The 16,204-nt window shown below is 45.6% G+C and carries 18 protein-coding genes and 1 pseudogene; 13 read left to right on the top strand and 6 right to left on the bottom strand.

Translation table 11 applies throughout. The features are described 5' to 3' along the window. Window positions 1-124: 124 nt before the first annotated feature. The 8 genes and pseudogenes from ulaA to LPW36_RS16350 form a co-directional block, all read left to right on the top strand. Window positions 125-1,471, top strand: a pseudogene (gene ulaA / locus LPW36_RS16385) (PTS ascorbate transporter subunit IIC); the annotation flags it as partial. Window positions 1,472-1,489: 18 nt separating this feature from the next. After that, window positions 1,490-1,795: a PTS ascorbate transporter subunit IIB gene (gene ulaB / locus LPW36_RS16380; RefSeq protein ID WP_230611550.1), complete on the top strand. Its 306-nt coding sequence runs from the start codon at window positions 1,490-1,492 to the stop codon at window positions 1,793-1,795. A 9-nt stretch (window positions 1,796-1,804) separates the two neighbouring features. After that, entirely contained in the window at window positions 1,805-2,263 is a 459-nt protein-coding gene (gene ulaC, locus LPW36_RS16375) for a PTS ascorbate transporter subunit IIA (protein WP_230611547.1), read from the top strand. Window positions 2,264-2,311: 48 nt separating this feature from the next. Further along, window positions 2,312-2,968 carry a 3-keto-L-gulonate-6-phosphate decarboxylase UlaD gene (locus tag LPW36_RS16370; RefSeq protein WP_230611546.1) on the top strand — a complete coding sequence of 219 codons (657 nt, stop codon included), beginning with the start codon at window positions 2,312-2,314 and terminating at the stop codon, window positions 2,966-2,968. Window positions 2,969-2,977: 9 nt separating this feature from the next. Then, window positions 2,978-3,838, top strand: a complete 861-nt coding sequence (locus tag LPW36_RS16365) for an L-ribulose-5-phosphate 3-epimerase (RefSeq protein WP_230611544.1) — start codon at window positions 2,978-2,980, stop codon at window positions 3,836-3,838. Beyond that, the gene (locus LPW36_RS16360; RefSeq protein WP_230611542.1) at window positions 3,838-4,524 is read left to right on the top strand and encodes an L-ribulose-5-phosphate 4-epimerase; all 687 of its coding nucleotides are present in this window, start codon (window positions 3,838-3,840) and stop codon (window positions 4,522-4,524) included. The genes LPW36_RS16365 and LPW36_RS16360 overlap by 1 nt, the downstream gene beginning before the upstream one ends. Before the next feature lie 402 nt (window positions 4,525-4,926). Further along, window positions 4,927-5,109 carry a type II toxin-antitoxin system HicA family toxin gene (locus LPW36_RS16355; protein ID WP_230611540.1) on the top strand — a complete coding sequence of 61 codons (183 nt, stop codon included), beginning with the start codon at window positions 4,927-4,929 and terminating at the stop codon, window positions 5,107-5,109. Between the two features lie 19 nt (window positions 5,110-5,128). Beyond that, the gene (locus tag LPW36_RS16350; protein WP_230611538.1) at window positions 5,129-5,569 is read left to right on the top strand and encodes a type II toxin-antitoxin system HicB family antitoxin; all 441 of its coding nucleotides are present in this window, start codon (window positions 5,129-5,131) and stop codon (window positions 5,567-5,569) included. Between the two features lie 43 nt (window positions 5,570-5,612). On the opposite strand, the gene panE is transcribed toward LPW36_RS16350, so the two are convergent. Then, entirely contained in the window at window positions 5,613-6,542 is a 930-nt protein-coding gene (gene panE / locus LPW36_RS16345) for a 2-dehydropantoate 2-reductase (protein WP_230611537.1), read from the bottom strand. Window positions 6,543-6,823: 281 nt separating this feature from the next. Here panE and LPW36_RS16340 point away from each other — a divergent pair, with 281 nt between their 5' ends. Further along, window positions 6,824-7,501, top strand: coding sequence for a phosphatase PAP2 family protein (locus LPW36_RS16340; RefSeq protein ID WP_338085994.1), 678 nt, complete (start codon window positions 6,824-6,826; stop codon window positions 7,499-7,501). 15 nt (window positions 7,502-7,516) lie between these two features. Further along, entirely contained in the window at window positions 7,517-8,104 is a 588-nt protein-coding gene (ybjG, locus tag LPW36_RS16335; RefSeq protein ID WP_230611531.1) for an undecaprenyl-diphosphate phosphatase, read from the top strand. Between the two features lie 90 nt (window positions 8,105-8,194). Here ybjG and LPW36_RS16330 read toward each other — a convergent pair whose 3' ends face one another. Together LPW36_RS16330 and LPW36_RS16325 are read right to left on the bottom strand one after the other, a co-directional pair. After that, complete coding sequence (locus LPW36_RS16330; protein ID WP_230611529.1) at window positions 8,195-8,656, bottom strand: YehS family protein; 462 nt, start codon at window positions 8,654-8,656, stop codon at window positions 8,195-8,197. A 174-nt stretch (window positions 8,657-8,830) separates the two neighbouring features. Next, complete coding sequence (locus LPW36_RS16325; protein ID WP_230611526.1) at window positions 8,831-9,706, bottom strand: LysR family transcriptional regulator; 876 nt, start codon at window positions 9,704-9,706, stop codon at window positions 8,831-8,833. 114 nt (window positions 9,707-9,820) lie between these two features. Here LPW36_RS16325 and LPW36_RS16320 point away from each other — a divergent pair, with 114 nt between their 5' ends. Continuing rightward, complete coding sequence (locus LPW36_RS16320; protein ID WP_230611523.1) at window positions 9,821-10,285, top strand: multidrug/biocide efflux PACE transporter; 465 nt, start codon at window positions 9,821-9,823, stop codon at window positions 10,283-10,285. A 164-nt stretch (window positions 10,286-10,449) separates the two neighbouring features. Next, on the top strand, window positions 10,450-11,472 hold the full coding sequence (locus LPW36_RS16315) for a TerC/Alx family metal homeostasis membrane protein (protein ID WP_230611520.1): 1,023 nt from the start codon (window positions 10,450-10,452) through the stop codon (window positions 11,470-11,472). Window positions 11,473-11,531: 59 nt separating this feature from the next. On the opposite strand, the gene LPW36_RS16310 is transcribed toward LPW36_RS16315, so the two are convergent. From LPW36_RS16310 to LPW36_RS16300, 3 genes are all read right to left on the bottom strand, one after another. Then, window positions 11,532-11,897, bottom strand: a complete 366-nt coding sequence (locus LPW36_RS16310) for a 5-carboxymethyl-2-hydroxymuconate Delta-isomerase (RefSeq protein WP_230611518.1) — start codon at window positions 11,895-11,897, stop codon at window positions 11,532-11,534. A gap of 132 nt (window positions 11,898-12,029) precedes the next feature. Then, complete coding sequence (locus LPW36_RS16305; RefSeq protein ID WP_230611516.1) at window positions 12,030-13,376, bottom strand: sigma 54-interacting transcriptional regulator; 1,347 nt, start codon at window positions 13,374-13,376, stop codon at window positions 12,030-12,032. Next, window positions 13,363-15,162 carry an ATP-binding protein gene (locus LPW36_RS16300; protein ID WP_230611514.1) on the bottom strand — a complete coding sequence of 600 codons (1,800 nt, stop codon included), beginning with the start codon at window positions 15,160-15,162 and terminating at the stop codon, window positions 13,363-13,365. Before LPW36_RS16300 ends, LPW36_RS16305 begins: the two co-directional genes overlap by 14 nt. 370 nt (window positions 15,163-15,532) lie before the next feature. On the opposite strand from LPW36_RS16300, the gene LPW36_RS16295 reads away from it, so the two are divergent. Further along, entirely contained in the window at window positions 15,533-16,036 is a 504-nt protein-coding gene (locus LPW36_RS16295) for a periplasmic heavy metal sensor (RefSeq protein ID WP_230611512.1), read from the top strand. Window positions 16,037-16,204: the final 168 nt, after the last annotated feature.

Raw genomic sequence — 16,204 nt, 5'->3', positions numbered from 1 at the left:
CTTGCGACACTCTCCGCTAATTTTAAGACGAACAGTACTCAGTACTGTTCTTAATCATCTCGCCAAAACCTACCAGAGTATGGTGTTGGTTTATTAGCGCTGATTTTGTGGGGATCCCTCAGCGCTATTGCTGGGTATTGTGACTTGTCTTGGCTATTTGCTGTTGCGTAAAAGCGCTACGGTGATCGTTAAAGGAACAATTAAAACTATCATTGGTTTCATGCTGTTACAGGCAGGGTCAGGTATTTTGACCAGCACCTTTAAGCCTGTCGTAGCAAAGATGTCCGAAGTTTATGGTATTAACGGTGCAATATCTGATACCTACGCTTCAATGATGGCAACAATAGAACGCATGGGAGACGCCTATAGTTGGGTTGGCTATGCGCTACTGTTAGCGTTGGCATTAAATATTACTTATGTCTTTTTGCGTCGGGTAACGGGTATTCGAACGATCATGCTGACTGGTCATATCATGTTTCAGCAGGCGGGGCTGATTGCCGTATTTTTCTATATTCTTGGTTACCCAATGTGGACCACCATTCTCTGTACCGCGGTGCTGGTTTCTCTGTATTGGGGCATCACCTCTAATATGATGTTCAAGCCAACTCAGGAAGTGACCGATAACTGCGGATTTTCCATCGGTCATCAGCAGCAGTTTGCCTCATGGATTGCCTACAAAATAGCGCCCTATCTGGGGAAAAAAGGAGAGAGCGTTGAAGATCTGAAACTTCCCGGCTGGCTAAATATCTTTCACGACAATATCGTCTCTACAGCGATTGTTATGACGCTGTTTTTCGGCGCTATTCTCTGCTCATTTGGTATTGATACCGTGCAAAAGATGGCAGGGAAGGTTCACTGGAGCATCTATATCCTGCAAACCGGTTTTCAGTTTGCGGTAGCCATCTTCATTATCGTTCAGGGGGTTCGGATGTTTGTCGCCGAGCTTTCGGAAGCCTTTAATGGTATCTCTCAACGCTTAATTCCCGGCGCAGTATTAGCCATCGATTGTGCTGCAATTTATAGCTTTGCGCCTAACGCTGTGGTTTGGGGGTTCCTGTGGGGAACCATTGGTCAACTGATTGCAGTAGCCATTCTGATCGCAGAAGGTTCTTCCATCATGATCATTCCCGGTTTTATTCCAATGTTTTTCTCTAACGCCACCATTGGTGTGTTTGCCAACCATTTTGGTGGATGGCGCGCAGCACTGAAGATCTGTCTGGTGATGGGCATGATTGAGATTTTTGGCTGCGTATGGGCCGTTAAGCTGACGGGGCTAAGTGCATGGATGGGAATGGCTGACTGGTCCATTTTGGCTCCGCCTTTAATGCAGGGCTTAACGCTGGGCCTGTGGTTCATGGGCGTAGTGATTGTTATTGCTCTGATTTATATGTTTTTTGCCGGGCGCAGTCTGCGGGCTGAAGAAGACTGCGAAAAACGTTTGACTGAATCTTCATTAAATTCCGCCAGTTAACAGATAGGACAATCAATTATGACGGTACGTATTCTAGCGGTATGTGGTTGTGGTCAGGGTAGTTCCATGATCATGAAAATGAAAGTCGATCAGTTTTTGACGCAGCAGGGCGTTAATCATTCGGTTAATAGCTGTGCGGTTGGTGAATACAAAGCAGAGTTAGGGGGAGCAGACATTATTGTTGCCTCCACTCATGTGGCAAGTGAAATCACGGTGAGTGGCAATAAGCATGTGGTTGGTGTGCGTAACATGTTGTCGGCCGCTGATTTTGGACCAAAACTGATGGAAGTGATTCAGACCTATTTCCCACAGGATATGAAATAGGGAGTCAATATGAAACTGCGTGACTCTTTGGCTGAGAATAACTCCATCTGCCTGCAGGCAGATGCAGATAACTGGCAAGAGGCGGTAAAGATTGGCGTCGATTTGTTGGTGAAAGCGGATGTTGTTGAGCCTCGTTATTATCAGGCCATTCTGGATGGCGTAGCACGTTTTGGTCCTTATTTTGTTATTGCTCCGGGTTTAGCTATGCCTCATGGACGACCGGAAGAAGGGGTAAAGAAAACCGGTTTTGCTCTGGTGACATTGAGAAAACCTTTGGTTTTTCATCATGAAGATAACGATCCGGTTGATATTTTAATCACGCTGGCGGCGGTAGATGCGCATACCCATCAGGAAGTGGGAATTATGCAGGTCGTTAATCTGTTTGAAGATGAAGCTAATTTTGAACATTTACGGGCTTGTCGCACTTCTGAAGAGGTACTGGCGCTGATTGATAGCGTGAATGCCTGAATTCACCGTAGTGATGAAATTAATTTCATTGATTTAAAAGGAAAAAATATGAATCACCCTTTACCCATGCTACAGGTAGCCTTAGATAACCAGACATTAGACCATGCCTATCAAACAACCCGCCTGATTGCCGAAGAGGTCGACATTATTGAGGTGGGAACCATTCTGTGCGTCGGCGAGGGGGTACGGGCCGTGCGCGACCTTAAAGCGCTCTACCCTCATAAAATTGTTTTGGCCGATGCCAAAATTGCTGATGCGGGGAAAATTCTTTCTCGTATGTGTTTTGAAGCGAATGCCGATTGGGTCACGGTTATTTGTTGTGCTGATATTAATACGGCTAAAGGTGCTCTGGAGGTTGCGAAAGAGTTCAGTGGCGATGTTCAGATTGAATTAACCGGCTACTGGACCTGGGAGCAGGCACAGGAGTGGCATCAGGCAGGAATTCAACAGGTGGTATATCACCGTAGTCGTGATGCTCAGGCCGCTGGCGTAGCCTGGGGTGAGTCAGATATTCAGGCGGTTAAGCGATTATCAGATATGGGTTTTAAGGTGACGGTGACCGGAGGACTGGCATTAGAAGATTTACCCCTGTTTAAAGGGATACCGATTCACGTGTTTATTGCAGGGCGTAGCATTCGGGATGCAGCCAACCCGGTAGACGCTGCCCGTCAGTTTAAACGTTCAATCGCCCAAATTTGGGGCTAAGGAAACGCTATGCTGCAAAAAGCCGTGCCTTTGGGTATTTACGAAAAAGCATTACCTGCGGGTGAAGACTGGTTAAGCCGCCTGCAGCTGGCGGCAGAGCTGGAGTTCGACTTTGTTGAAATGTCGGTCGATGAAAGTGATATCCGACTGGCCCGGCTTGACTGGAACAGCGCGCAGCGCCTGTCATTGGTTAATGCTATTGCCGTCACAGGGATACGCGTACCTTCTATGTGTTTGAGTGCTCACCGCCGTTTTCCTCTTGGTTCGGAAGATGATGCGGTGCGAAATCAGGGGCTGGAGATCATGCGTAAAGCGATAAGGCTGGCGCAGGATGTAGGTATTCGTGTGATTCAACTGGCTGGCTATGATGTTTATTATCAACAAGCCAATGATGAAACTCGCGAACGCTTTCGCGATGGGTTGAAACTGGCTGTGGATATGGCCAGCCGTGCTCAGGTGACTCTGGCGATGGAGATTATGGATTATCCCCTGATGAACTCGATCAGTAAGGCGATGGGGTATGCCCATTATTTAAATAATCCCTGGTTTCAGCTCTATCCGGATATTGGAAATTTATCCGCCTGGGACAATGATGTGCAGATGGAACTAAAAGCAGGAAGCGGCCATATTGTTGCTGTACATATTAAAGACACATTGCCAGGCGTATTTAAGAATGTTCCTTTTGGTACTGGCGTTGTTGATTTTGAACGTTGTTTTAAAACGCTAAAAGAAAGCGGTTACTGCGGACCATACTTAATCGAGATGTGGAGTGAGACTGCGGCAGATCCTGTGAAAGAAGTGAAGGCGGCGCGCGATTGGGTTAAACAACGTATGCGGAATGCTGGTTTATTGATGGAGGCTGTCGCCTGATGAAACAGCTAAAACAGCAGGTATATGAAGCGAATATGGATTTACCGCGTTATGGTTTGGTGACCTTTACCTGGGGAAATGTCAGCGCTATCGATCGTGAGCGGCAACTGGTGGTCATTAAGCCCAGCGGTGTGGCCTATCAAAATATGAACGTTGAGGATATGGTGACGGTTAATCTGCGTGGTGAGGTTGTGGAAGGGCACTATAAGCCCTCTTCTGATACCGCTACACATCTTGAACTTTACCGCCGTTATGAGCAGCTCGGGGGTATTGTTCATACTCATTCTACTTATGCAACCGCCTGGGCTCAGGCGGGAATGCCAGTGCCTGCGCTGGGTACAACACATGCAGATTATTTCGCGGGTGATATTCTCTGTACCCGGGCATTAACCGGGGATGAGGTAAACAGTGAATATGAGTGTAATACAGGGAAAGTCATTATTGAAACGGTAGGGGACGTAAATCCTTTATATACCCCGGGTATTGTTGTTTATCAACATGGCCCTTTTAGTTGGGGAAAAAGTGCCGATGAAGCAGTGCATAACGCGGTAGTTATGGAGGAAGTGGCAAAAATGGCCTGGATAGCCTGTAGTATTAACCCTCATATACGACCAATTGATAACTATCTATTAAATAAACATTTCCTGAGAAAGCATGGTCCAAACGCCTATTATGGTCAGACATAGCAGGCTATTGGTTTTCCGTAGGTGAAATGAATATTTTCCGACCAAAATAAATTGAGTATTTTTATTAATACTATCAATTAGTTTGGTCGGATTTTTTATCATCATTTGTTTTATTAATACCGTGGGTAGCGTTGTCCGTCCATATTTTTTATCTAAATATCCTCAATATGAATATCGCAATTTAGCTGCTGCGATATATCTCTAAAAGATGGTGCAAGTTACACCATCAGCTCTCTTTCTAAGCTGAGTACATTCCATTTTTATAATTAATATATTCTTATTTATCATCAAGTTATATTAAATAACATAGTGATTGTATTGGCGGTGTTTTTTTTACACATTAATACACACAATTATTGTTTTTGTGTGTATTAGTGTGTATATTTGAAATGGAAGTGATAAATGAAATCATCGGATTTGATAAAAGATCTTCGGGCCGCAGGGTGTGAGTGGCGGCGGCATAATGGAGGGAGCCACCAGATATGGTGGTCGCCAATAACGAAAAAGACATTTCCAGTACCTCATCCTAAAAAGAATTTACCTGAAGGTACAATTAGGTCGATTAAAAGAGCGGCTGGAATTTAGGGCTAATCAGAGAGGTTATATGTTATTTTCTATTGCTGTTGAAGTACCACAGGATGAACAGACGGCTTATGGCCTGACGGTGCCTGCATTATGTAACGAAAACTATGGCTGCTTTTCTGCTGCAGACCGGGTAGAGGATATCGCAGGCATGGCCCGGGAAGCCATTTTGCTGACCATCACCGATATGATTGAATCCGGGCGCTATTCTCTGGAGCAAATTAAAGATCATGGTCCACTGGTTTATCAGAAAACACATCCCGAGTTTGATGGGCAACAATGGTTCGTGATTGAGGTTGATTTGTCTGAGCTGGAAGGAAAGCCACAGCGGATTAATATCTCTCTACCTGATGTGTTAATTCGTCGAATTGATTCTCGAGTGAAAACTCAGGAAGATTACCGCGATCGCAGCCATTTTCTGGCCGTTGCGGCAAAAAATGAATTATTGAGAATGGAAGGCTAATCTTCCCCGGCTAAAATACCGGGGAGAGCGTTAACTAATCAGCTTAAACGGCAGAGCGCTGTAACTCATAAGATTTCACATGAGTATAAGCGGCTCTTAGCCGTATCAAACTATTTGGGTCGATACCGGATTGTTGGGCGCGAAACAACAGATCGCCAATAATATGGTCAGCTTCAATACGTGAGCCATTTTGTAAATCGCGATACATTGATGCGGTTAATTTAGATCCTGGTTCGGTTAGCATCTGATGTGCGCGTTCTACGCCAGGGGCATAGCCTGCTTTAAGCGCAATGCTTCTTATCTCTTCAATTAACATCAGAATAAAGGTTTTACCATCTGGCGAAGCAATAATATCGCCAATTGATGCGCGCATCAGGCAGGTGCTGGATGCCAAAGAGGCAAGAAACAGCCATTTTTCCCACATAGCCAGTAGAATATTGTCGCTATGCTCAGACTGAAAATCAGTCTGTTTAAAAATATCAGCGATTCGGCGGGTTCTGTCGCTTTTGGTGCCGTTTAACTCACCAAAACAGATGTTATGCAAAGGCGTCATGCGATAGATAGTGCCATCAGCTTCGACAGTAGAGACAATGTTACATAACCCACCCAGCACTTTTTCACTACCAAATGCCTGTTCTAATACCTGAATGTGGCGCATGCCGTTGAGTAACGGCAGGATAACGGTATTTGGCCCAACGGCAGGTGAAAAGGAATCAATAGCATTTTCCAGATCGTAGGCCTTACAGCTGAGCAAGATCAGATCGTAAGGATGGCTAATTTCTTCCGTAGTGACTAAGGCAGGGGAAGGGAGCGAGATTATCTGATTTCCCGGATTTTTAATGATCAATCCACTTTGTTTTAACTTTTGAGCTCGGGCCGGGCGAACCAGAAAGGTTACATCCTGTCCAGACTCCAACAGCCTGCCACCAAAGTACCCTCCAACGGCTCCAGCTCCTACGATAAGAATCCGCATATAACATCCTCAGTCTGATAGACGATTAATCATGTTGTGAAATGAGAATTGAGTGTCAGGCATTTAGAATAGACCGAAAAACTATTTCGCGACACCTTCTATAATATATTCGGGTGATATAAATAATGAATTTTCTTCAAAGAGTTAGGGCTTAATAATTTGCTAAGAATTGCTTTCTACACTTTGCCGCTATGTTGGTAAAGATCGCTTTGCATTTTCAACAGGGTAATTTAATGACAGGCAGCAGACAGATTCAGGTTATGGATGGTGACATTCGAATATTGCCATCTTCTTTTTATATTCGTCAGATTTTCCTTCTGTTGGCAGCAGGTGTACTTTTTTTTGGGTTGTCCTGGCACGATAAACTCGATTTTTGGATTTCTGCCCAGTGGTATCAGGTTGAAACGCACTCTTTTCCTCTGAAAGATAATTTCTGGCTGGAATTGATCAACCACAAATTACTGAAGTTTTCGATTATTGCATTTGCCGTAGCAGCACTGTTATGGGGGATATACCGTAAAAAACCCCGTCTGATTGTAGCGGTGGCATTGCTTGGTATTGGTACTGCGGTAGTTGGAATTTTAAAAGCGTCCAGCATTCATTCATGCCCCTGGAGCCTGAGTGAGTTTGGTGGTCAGGCTGCTTACCTTCATCTGTTTGAATCTGTTTCTGCCGGAGTGAATCCTGGCCCTGGCAAATGCTTTCCTGGTGGTCATTCATCTTGTGGATTTGCCGTGATGGCACTGTTCTTTTGGTTTTATCCGCAACGTCCCAAATTAGCGTGGGGTTGTTGGTGCCTGGGTATTTTTCTTGGAATGATGATGGGCTATGGACAGGTCATGAGGGGTGCTCATTTTCTTTCTCATAATCTTTGGGCTGGTTGGTGGGTGTGGCTAAGTCAGCTTGCGGGTTATTGGCTGGTTGGGCGCATTACGGTATGGCGCAGACAACGTCATTAACAGAGAGAATGATGTATGGAAAATATTAATTATCAGCTATTTATGATGATAAACGTTACGCCAGATTCACCGTTGTGGCTGATTGAATTAGCTAAGTTTTTGGTGGAGCAAGCAATAAATATTATACCGATCGTTTTGCTGATCGCATGGTTATGGGTGCCTCGTCGGGAGCTGGTAATAAAAACGCTTATTGCTCTGGCATTTGGCGTAGTATTAGCCAAAGCGTTGGGAATGTTTTTCCCTCACGTTCGTCCGTTTATTCAGGGCGTTGGTTATCAGTTACTGGGCCATAGCAATACGCCATCTTTTCCAAGTAATCATGGCATGGGGGCATTTATATTTGCACTGTCGTTTTTGTTTTGGAACCGTTCAGGCATTGGTATCTGTTTTATGGCGTGGGCGTTGGGGATTGCATGGTCTCGGGTCTATTTAGGCGTTCATTGGCCTATGGATATGGTTGGTGCATTTATGGTGGCGCTGGTTTCCTGTTTCCTGACTCAGTGGGTTTGGTCGCTGTGGGGAAAGTCTTTTTTGGCCAACTCAGAAAAGATATACCATCGGGTTTTTATTCTGCCAATAAAGAAAAGTTGGGTTAAATATTAGTTAACCAATAAATGTTAAAAAGGGCCATATTTGGCCCTTTTTATAATCAGGCCTGGGTTTCCCGGCCTGATTATATGATTATAAAGTCAATTAGCCGCGTATGCGTTGAGTGAGACCTTTCAGGAAATAGCGTAACAGCTGATCACCGCATTCGCGGTAATTCTTATGGCCTGGCTTGCGGAAAACGGCGCTTAATTCAGGTTTAGAAACGCGAAAATCGACAGATTTATAAATATCCAGCAGATCGGTATCTTTCAGCTCAAAAGCAATACGCAATTTCTTCAGGACGATGTTGTTGGTTATCCGGGGCTCAATTTCAGGGGCCGGGAAATTTTCATCTTTACCGCGTCTAAAAAAGATCAGACCGTTAAGAAAATGTCCCATAGTTCGATCGTCGCACGCTTTGTAGCCAGCTTCATCTTCTTTCTTTAGCCAGCAGGCCATATCTGCCACAGGCACTTCCAGATCCGCCAGTTTGATGATTTGGACCATTTGAGCATCGCTGAGGTCCAGCATATAGCGTACACTACGTAAGGTATAAGTATTAATCATTGATTATTATCCACATTTTGTTTTATACCGAGTTTTGTGGTCGGCACGGGTTTGATTATTGTTCAGTGGATAATCTTTAACCGCTGACATTAACGGCAAGCATAGTAGGCATTAATCCGTGGTTTCTCAATATGTAATCGAGATTATTTTAGCTCGGGCCGGTTGTGAAACACATTACAGTGGTTGCTTCTCCAGATCCAAAAGCTGATCCAAAAACCATCGACCGGCGGGGCCGGGGGGAGAGTTTTTTGACCAAACGGCATCAACGGAAATGGTTTTTGGCCAGCCTCTGGTGTTAAGTTCAATCAGCGGACGCTGGCTGAACTGGCGTACTAACCAGCGCGGAAGAATGGCCCACCCGAAACCCTGTTCAGCCATTTCCAGCAACATTAGGTAACTGGGGGCAGACCAGATAAGCCCTTGAGGTATTCGTTCCTGAGTGCGTTGATAAGTGTTAAGGCAAAGCTGACGGGAACTTGCCAACTGCTCCTTAGTCACCTGTTTTAATGAGGCTAAAGGGTGTTGCTTTGCGGCAAATAGACTCATCTCCGTCTGTTCCAGCAGTCGGGAAAAGCCAATATCTTGTGGGTAGCTGTTTTGTACTTCGATTAATCCAATATGAGCCCGGCCGGTTTGCAGCAGGTTAATGACATCTTCGTCTTCGGCAATCAGACATTCAAACTCGATATCGGGATAGCGGCACTCAAAATTTTGCATGATCTCTTCATGGCGGGTTGGCTGATAAGTATCCGACAGAACAAAACTGAGGCGAGGTTCTATATGGGTGGAGAGTCGAACCGCCAGTTCATCAAGGCGCTGGCTGGCGTTCAAGATTTCTTTCACCTGATTTAACACCCTGAGACCCTGAGGCGTCAGTACCGGATGGCGGCTATTGCGGTCAAACAACATAAGCCCAAGATCAACTTCCAGGTTTGCAATGGCGGTACTGATAGTTGACTGACTTTTGTGAAGCTTACGGGCGGCGGCAGAGAAGGAACCCAGTGCGGCGGCTTCAACAAAGGCGACTAATGCTTCAGGAGAGTAGTTCATGATGTATCGATTTTTTAGATGGTATCTATTTTCAATATATCCCAAAAAACGATGATAATCGACAATTCCGAATAGTTCGGTTTTTTTTAACTTGAAGCAACAAGCAGGTCATTTATGCAGAAGAAAACATTAGCAGAACGTATTTTTCACGCGGTCTGTTTTGAGGTGATTGCCATTATTATTACTGCGCCACTGTTCTCGTGGCTTATGGATCGTTCCATCTTGCAGATGGGAACCCTGGCAATTGTGCTTTCGACTACCGCGATGATCTGGAACGTCATTTATAACGCACTGTTCGATCGTTTCTGGCCGTCAAATCGTATTATCCGTAATGCCAAAGTGCGCACTTTCCATGCGCTGGGTTTTGAAGGTGGATTCATTATTATTGGTCTGGGGTTAGTGGTAGCAATATTAGGGGTCAGTGTTAAAACTGCATTCCTGATGGAGATTGGTTTCTTCCTTTTCTTTCTTCCTTATACCTACATCTTCAATCTGGCTTATGACACCTTAAGGGAGAAGGTGATTAAGCATCGTACCAGAAAGGTCAAAATGCGTTTAGCCGGAAATTATAAGAAGTAAGTTCCACGGGGGAATCGCGAAGGTTCCCCCATCGTTATTCTGTTGCTGTGGTTGTTGGCGATGGTTTCTTTTCCACCCCCTGTTGATCAACGGTGCTATAATCGATACCGGTTTTAATCCTGTCGTCTCTAACTTATTCAAATTTAATAAAGGCCCGTCAAATCATGGAACAAACCAGCCTTGGTTTTCCTCCGTTAACCGTAACGGTTTTTATCGTGCTTGCCGTTTCTGCCCTGGCTATCGACCTGATTGCACATCGCAAGGATAAGCCCATTAGTCTGAAAAACGCCTCAATCTGGTGTGTGTTTTGGTTGTCGATTGGTCTGGGATTTGGCGCTTTCCTCTATGTTCAACATGGCGCAGAAGTCGCCAGCCTGTACCTGACGGGGTATGCCCTGGAAGAGGTGCTGTCCGTTGATAACCTGTTTGTTATCATGGCTATCTTTGCCTGGTTTAAGATCCCCAATGGATATCGCCATCGGGTGCTCTATTGGGGCATTATTGGTGCTATTGTTTTCCGCGCTATTTTTGTCGCCATTGGTACTGGTTTACTGGCTTTAGGTCCCTGGGTAGAGATGCTGTTTGCCGTTATTGTGTTTTTCACGGCCATCATGATGCTGCGTGCCAACCATGATGGTGACGAGATTGAAGATTATTCACGCCACCCGGCAAATCGTTTAGTACGGCGTTTTTTCCCGGTTTATCCAAAGTTGGTGAGCAATCACTTTTTGCTGAGTGCAGAGGAAGTCAAAGCCGATTTAGCCCGCCCTGAAAATAAAGATTTTGTTTTTCACGTGAAGAAAAATGTACGTTACGCCACCCCGCTACTTTTGTGCGTGGCAGTGGTAGAGCTTTCTGACGTGATGTTCGCTTTTGACAGTGTTCCTGCGGTGATTGCAGTGAGCCGTGAGCCGTTAATTGTTTACTCCGCCATGATGTTTGCCGTACTGGGTTTGAGAACCATTTACTTTGTGCTGGAGGCGTTACGTAACCATCTGGTTCATCTGGAAAAAGCCGTTATCTTCTTACTGTTTTTTGTTGGCTTTAAGCTGGCATTAAATGCCAGTGAGCATATCTGGCATCACGGCTATGAGATTGGCGCAACCGCCAGCCTTGGGGTGGTATTGGCGGCATTAGCCATTGGTATTCTGAGCAGTTTTATTTTTCCGGGTAAATCCGAGCAATAATTTTATGCCGGTAACCCCTGAAAAGAGGCTACCGGCATAGAGTTCACATAGCGGTAAATTTACTGATTAATGATAACTTTATGATAGTTATCGTTATCCAGATTACCCACTTCCAGCGTAATTTCTGTTTCAACACCATTTGGCTGTAAAAAGGTGCTTTTTGCCAGTGCTAGAATGGTTTTTGCCACTTCTTGTTTAACGGCGGCACTGCGCCCGGCAAACATTCTGAAATCAATATGCATTACCGCTTTTTCTTTATCGGCCAGGCCAATTACCGATCTTTCTATTGGGGTCAGGTAGGTTTTAAAGTTAGCGGCATCCGATAAAATTAGCGGTGATACTGCTTTATGTATCTGAATAACAAAAGACTCCAGCTGCGGTTGCGCTGGCAGATTAGGGGTATAGGTAATATGAATTTGAGGCATGGGGTAAGATTCCGTTATCGGTTTTTTTAGTATATATACCCGATAACGTGACATTTGGCACGAATAAATCTAATAAAAACATAGAGTAGGGGCGCTTATACCAGCGCCCCGGATAATCTTCAGTAATGGAGGTTACTTCTGTAGTTTTGCCAATAGCGTTTTTCGGGTAATACCCAGTTGTTTAGCCGCTTCGGTTTTATTACCGCCAGTTTTTTCTAACGCAGTCAAAATGGCCTCTTTTTCTACCTGTTCCAGAGGTTGAATCGGTTTATCCAAATCAATGCTGTGAGGGTGCTCTTCCGCAAACTGATTGATACTTAAGGGAAGCTCTTTTTCGCTGATAAAGTCACCGGTCAACAGGATAACCGCTCGTTCAATCGTATTTTCCAGTTCACGAACGTTACCGGGCCAGTTGTATTTCAACAGCATATCCATTGCCTGAGGGGTAAAACCCTTCACCGATTTGCGGTTGCGTTGAGCAAACTTCTCCAGAAAATGCATGGCCAGCGGGGGAATATCTTCCCGCCGTTCTCTTAGTGCCGGGGTATCAACGGTAACCACATTGAGGCGATAGTAGAGGTCCTGACGAAATTTACCGGCTTCGACATCGGCCTTAAGGTCACGGTTGGTGGCTGCAATCAGCCGTACATCTATCGACAGGGTCTGGTTGCTGCCAACGCGCTGAATTTCCCGTTCCTGAATTGCCCTCAACAGTTTGGCCTGCATCAGCAGCGAGACTTCACCAATTTCATCCAGAAACAGTGTGCCCTTATCGGCTTCCATAAAGCGTCCTTCCCGGCGCTTATCTGCGCCGGTAAATGCCCCTTTTTCGTGACCAAACAGTTCTGACTCCAGCAGCGATTCGCTTAATGCCGCACAGTTTACAATGACCAGCGGCTGCTCCTTGCGCAGGCTATAGGCGTGAACTGAACGGGCAATCAGCTCTTTACCGGTTCCTGATTCTCCGCATATCAGTACCGTTGCTTCTGAAGGGGCGATCATTGCCACCATTTCCATCAGACGTCGCATTTGTGGGCTACGGCCAATCATGTTTGGATTATCTACCGTTAGCTGCTGGCGTAACTGCTGGTTTTCAGTTTTGAGATTGGTATGTTCCAGCGCCCGTTCGATGGTTAGCTGCAACATATCAAAATCCAGCGGCTTGGTGAGGTAGTCATAGGCACCGGCTTTGATGGCTTCTACGGCGGATTCCACATTAGAATAGGCGGTCATTATCAGAATGGGGATCGCCGGGTTGTAGGCCTTGATGGCTTTCAGTGCTTCGATACCGTCCATTTCAGACATGCGTACATCGGTTAAAATCAGGTCGAATGGCGTTTGCCTGACCAGTTCCAGCGCCTCAACACCGTTATGAGCCAGCGTAACCTGATAACCCCAGCCTTTCATCAGCGCCTGAATAATAGTGCAGTGACTCAAGTCGTCATCAACGACCAGAATATGGGCCTTATGGATGGTCATGGTCAGAAGCCTCCTGTATTGACGGGCTGTGTTTTACTGGAATCGTCAGCTCAAAACGGGTACCTATTGAGAGCTGGCTGGTAACGCCTATTTTGCCCTGATGTTCCTCAACTACTTTTTGTACTACCGTCAGACCAAGGCCGGTGCCGGAGGCTTTGGTAGTAAAGTAAGGGTTAAAAATATTGGTCAGATCGTCAGCCGGAATACCTTTACCGGAATCTTTAACCACAATTTGCAGCTCTGAAGCCGCATTGATGCTCAGGCTAACTTCCAGAACGCCGTTACTGCCAATCGCCTGAATCGCATTCAGATAGAGGTTTAACAGTGCCTGAGTAAAGCGGTCCGGGTCGATATCAACTAATGGCAATTCGGCCCCGGCGTTAAACAGAATATTGATATGCTTACTTTCCGCATCCTGACGTATCAGATGAAGTGAGTGCTCAATCACATCACATATATTCACCTGCTGAATTCTTAAATCTGTTGGGCGAACCAGCTCCAGCAGTTCAGTGATTACCCGGTTTAAACGGTCAACTTCTTTTGCCATCACTTTTGCCAGCTCTTGTTCTTCGCTGCCTTGTTCCGAACGGCCTTCAAAGTATTTAGCAAAGCCTTTAATGGACGAGAGCGGGTTTCTGATTTCATGCGCAACGCCAGCCGCCAGATTACCGATAGCCGCCATTTTCTCTTTGTGTTTAACCTCTTCCTGCAACTGACGAACTTCGCGCATATCCCGGAAGATAAACACATAACCTAGAAAGTTTCCGTTGTTATTAACGATGTTTGCCACACTGATACTAAGAGGAAGGGTCTGGCCTGAAGTCAGGGTATAATCAATTTCGCGCTCTATTATCGGTTGGTGGCCGTAATCGCTCTCTGCCAGTTGATTCCAGCTATCCGGAAGTGCCTGTTTAATATTAAGGCTAGAGAGCCCAAGAGCGCTGTGCCCCAAAATTTTCTCTGCGGTATGATTTACCACGCTGATTTGTCGGTGCTCATTAGTGGTGATTAATCCAATTGGCAGATTACTGATGATCTCTGATGAGAAGGCCTTTGAGTCCTGCAACTGACGGCTGGAACGTTGGTAACGTTTGGCCCAAAACAGCGAGAGTATACTGGCTAAGGCCAACAGGCCAAGAATCGATAAGAAAATTAAGGTATTGCGGATATCTTTTGCCTGTGAGGCCTCTAAAGTTGAGGTATCAAAGGCAGTAAAGATCACATTACGATCCTGATCTTCATCTTCAATATCGTTAGACCAGTAGGTATCTGGTCTGTTGTTCCCCATATGCATACGATGGCCAGCCATACGTTTCAACGGTTTGAAGAAACGATAAACCTGAAAAGCGCTTTGATGTTTATCCCGTTCATCAGCAACAGGGGTAATGCGCCACTGTTCCGTTTGGGCAACGTGCAGGCTTTGCATTCCTTGTGGGGTGTAAAGCTGTGAGCCGACTTTATCTGGATCGCTGTGGGCCAGTACTCTGCCTGAGGTATCCGTAATGGCGATATATAAAATACCGGGCTGATAGGCCATCTCTTCCAGCAGGGTTTGCCGCTGATCGTGACGCCAGCGCATTCCCATCCCGGTACGGGTGCCTGATTCAAAAGCGCGTATCAGTACCGTGCTTTTTTCCAGCAGCGTTTGGATTTCAATATCGCGCCCGCGATTCAGGTCTTTGATGGTCACGGTAATAATGACGGCGATCAGAATAATGACGGAGCCGATAAAAAACCACGAGGGTAAAATAGCGGGTAACCCCGGCCTCCACTTAAGCGCTTTCACTACAGATATCCTTATAGTTGGCGTGAGGAAGGTCATAACAGAACATGGTTAAAGTATCATACGGGTAATAATTACCCACACTATAAACTGAGCGGGTAATAATTACCCGATTTTCCTGCCAGTCTCTCATCACTCAAACCTCAAGTCGCCTGTAATTAAAATTTATTGATTAACCGGTGTCAGTGCCGTCATTGGGATAAATGCCTGTTGTAATGCGCTCTGGCGGCCTGGTTACTTATCTTAAATAGTGTTTATAGTTATTCAATTTTCGTGCCAGAAGAAAAACTGGCACGCCAGTTGCAATATCAGATTAAACCACAGAGTGACGTTTCACTTACTCTATTGATATACCAACAGAAGGAAATTAATTATGACTCTGAATAAAACTGCTATTGCTGCTGTGCTTTCTCTTGCTGCCCTGACCGGATTTGGTGGTGTTGCTATGGCACAAAACGAAACTGTACCTCAGCCGGTTATGAACGGTCAGTCAATGATGGGACATCACGGCATGAAGACAGGGCAGGGCTACCACCGTGGCTTTATGGCTAATCTGACACCTGAGCAGCAAGCAACCAGCCAGAAAATATTTGATGAGTTTCAGGCTAAGAGTACCGACCTGCGTCAGAAAATGATGTCTAAAAACTACGAATATAAAGCGCTGTTAACCAGCAAGCCGATAGATGAGCAGAAGGTTCAGGCAGTGAGTAAAGAAGTGGATGAATTGCGTAATGCCCTGCACCAGAATCGCGTTGCCATGGATATTGAAATGGCGAAAGCCGGTGTGCCAATGACGGGGCGCCATATGGGAATGGGTATGGGTATGGGTGACCACATGGGTGGTAAAGGTATGTACGATGGCAGAGGTTGTCATTGATTTGATGGTTTGAGGTTTTTTTAGTGCTTAAAACCCTGCATCGCGCTGAGGGATCCCCACAAAATCAGCGCTAATAAACCAACACCATACTCTGGTAGGTTTTGGCGAGATGATTAAGAACAGTACTGAGTACTGTTCGTCTTAAAATTAGCGGAGAGTGTCGCAAGA

The sequence above is a fragment of the Limnobaculum eriocheiris genome, from assembly GCF_021010575.1.
GTDB classification, from domain to species: domain Bacteria; phylum Pseudomonadota; class Gammaproteobacteria; order Enterobacterales; family Enterobacteriaceae; genus Limnobaculum; species Limnobaculum eriocheiris.
The sequence above is the reverse complement of the archived record's forward strand: the minus strand, read 5'-3'. Positions and strand labels throughout refer to the sequence as shown.

Coding starts and splice junctions, on each gene's coding strand:
- ulaB (WP_230611550.1), top strand. CDS start 1,490: ATGACGGTACGTATTCTAGCGGTATGTGGTTGTGGTCAGGGTAGTTCC.
- ulaC (WP_230611547.1), top strand. CDS start 1,805: ATGAAACTGCGTGACTCTTTGGCTGAGAATAACTCCATCTGCCTGCAG.
- LPW36_RS16370 (WP_230611546.1), top strand. CDS start 2,312: ATGAATCACCCTTTACCCATGCTACAGGTAGCCTTAGATAACCAGACA.
- LPW36_RS16365 (WP_230611544.1), top strand. CDS start 2,978: ATGCTGCAAAAAGCCGTGCCTTTGGGTATTTACGAAAAAGCATTACCT.
- LPW36_RS16360 (WP_230611542.1), top strand. CDS start 3,838: ATGAAACAGCTAAAACAGCAGGTATATGAAGCGAATATGGATTTACCG.
- LPW36_RS16355 (WP_230611540.1), top strand. CDS start 4,927: ATGAAATCATCGGATTTGATAAAAGATCTTCGGGCCGCAGGGTGTGAG.
- LPW36_RS16350 (WP_230611538.1), top strand. CDS start 5,129: ATGTTATTTTCTATTGCTGTTGAAGTACCACAGGATGAACAGACGGCT.
- panE (WP_230611537.1), bottom strand. CDS start 6,542: ATGCGGATTCTTATCGTAGGAGCTGGAGCCGTTGGAGGGTACTTTGGT.
- ybjG (WP_230611531.1), top strand. CDS start 7,517: ATGGAAAATATTAATTATCAGCTATTTATGATGATAAACGTTACGCCA.
- LPW36_RS16330 (WP_230611529.1), bottom strand. CDS start 8,656: ATGATTAATACTTATACCTTACGTAGTGTACGCTATATGCTGGACCTC.
- LPW36_RS16325 (WP_230611526.1), bottom strand. CDS start 9,706: ATGAACTACTCTCCTGAAGCATTAGTCGCCTTTGTTGAAGCCGCCGCA.
- LPW36_RS16320 (WP_230611523.1), top strand. CDS start 9,821: ATGCAGAAGAAAACATTAGCAGAACGTATTTTTCACGCGGTCTGTTTT.
- LPW36_RS16315 (WP_230611520.1), top strand. CDS start 10,450: ATGGAACAAACCAGCCTTGGTTTTCCTCCGTTAACCGTAACGGTTTTT.
- LPW36_RS16310 (WP_230611518.1), bottom strand. CDS start 11,897: ATGCCTCAAATTCATATTACCTATACCCCTAATCTGCCAGCGCAACCG.
- LPW36_RS16305 (WP_230611516.1), bottom strand. CDS start 13,376: ATGACCATCCATAAGGCCCATATTCTGGTCGTTGATGACGACTTGAGT.
- LPW36_RS16295 (WP_230611512.1), top strand. CDS start 15,533: ATGACTCTGAATAAAACTGCTATTGCTGCTGTGCTTTCTCTTGCTGCC.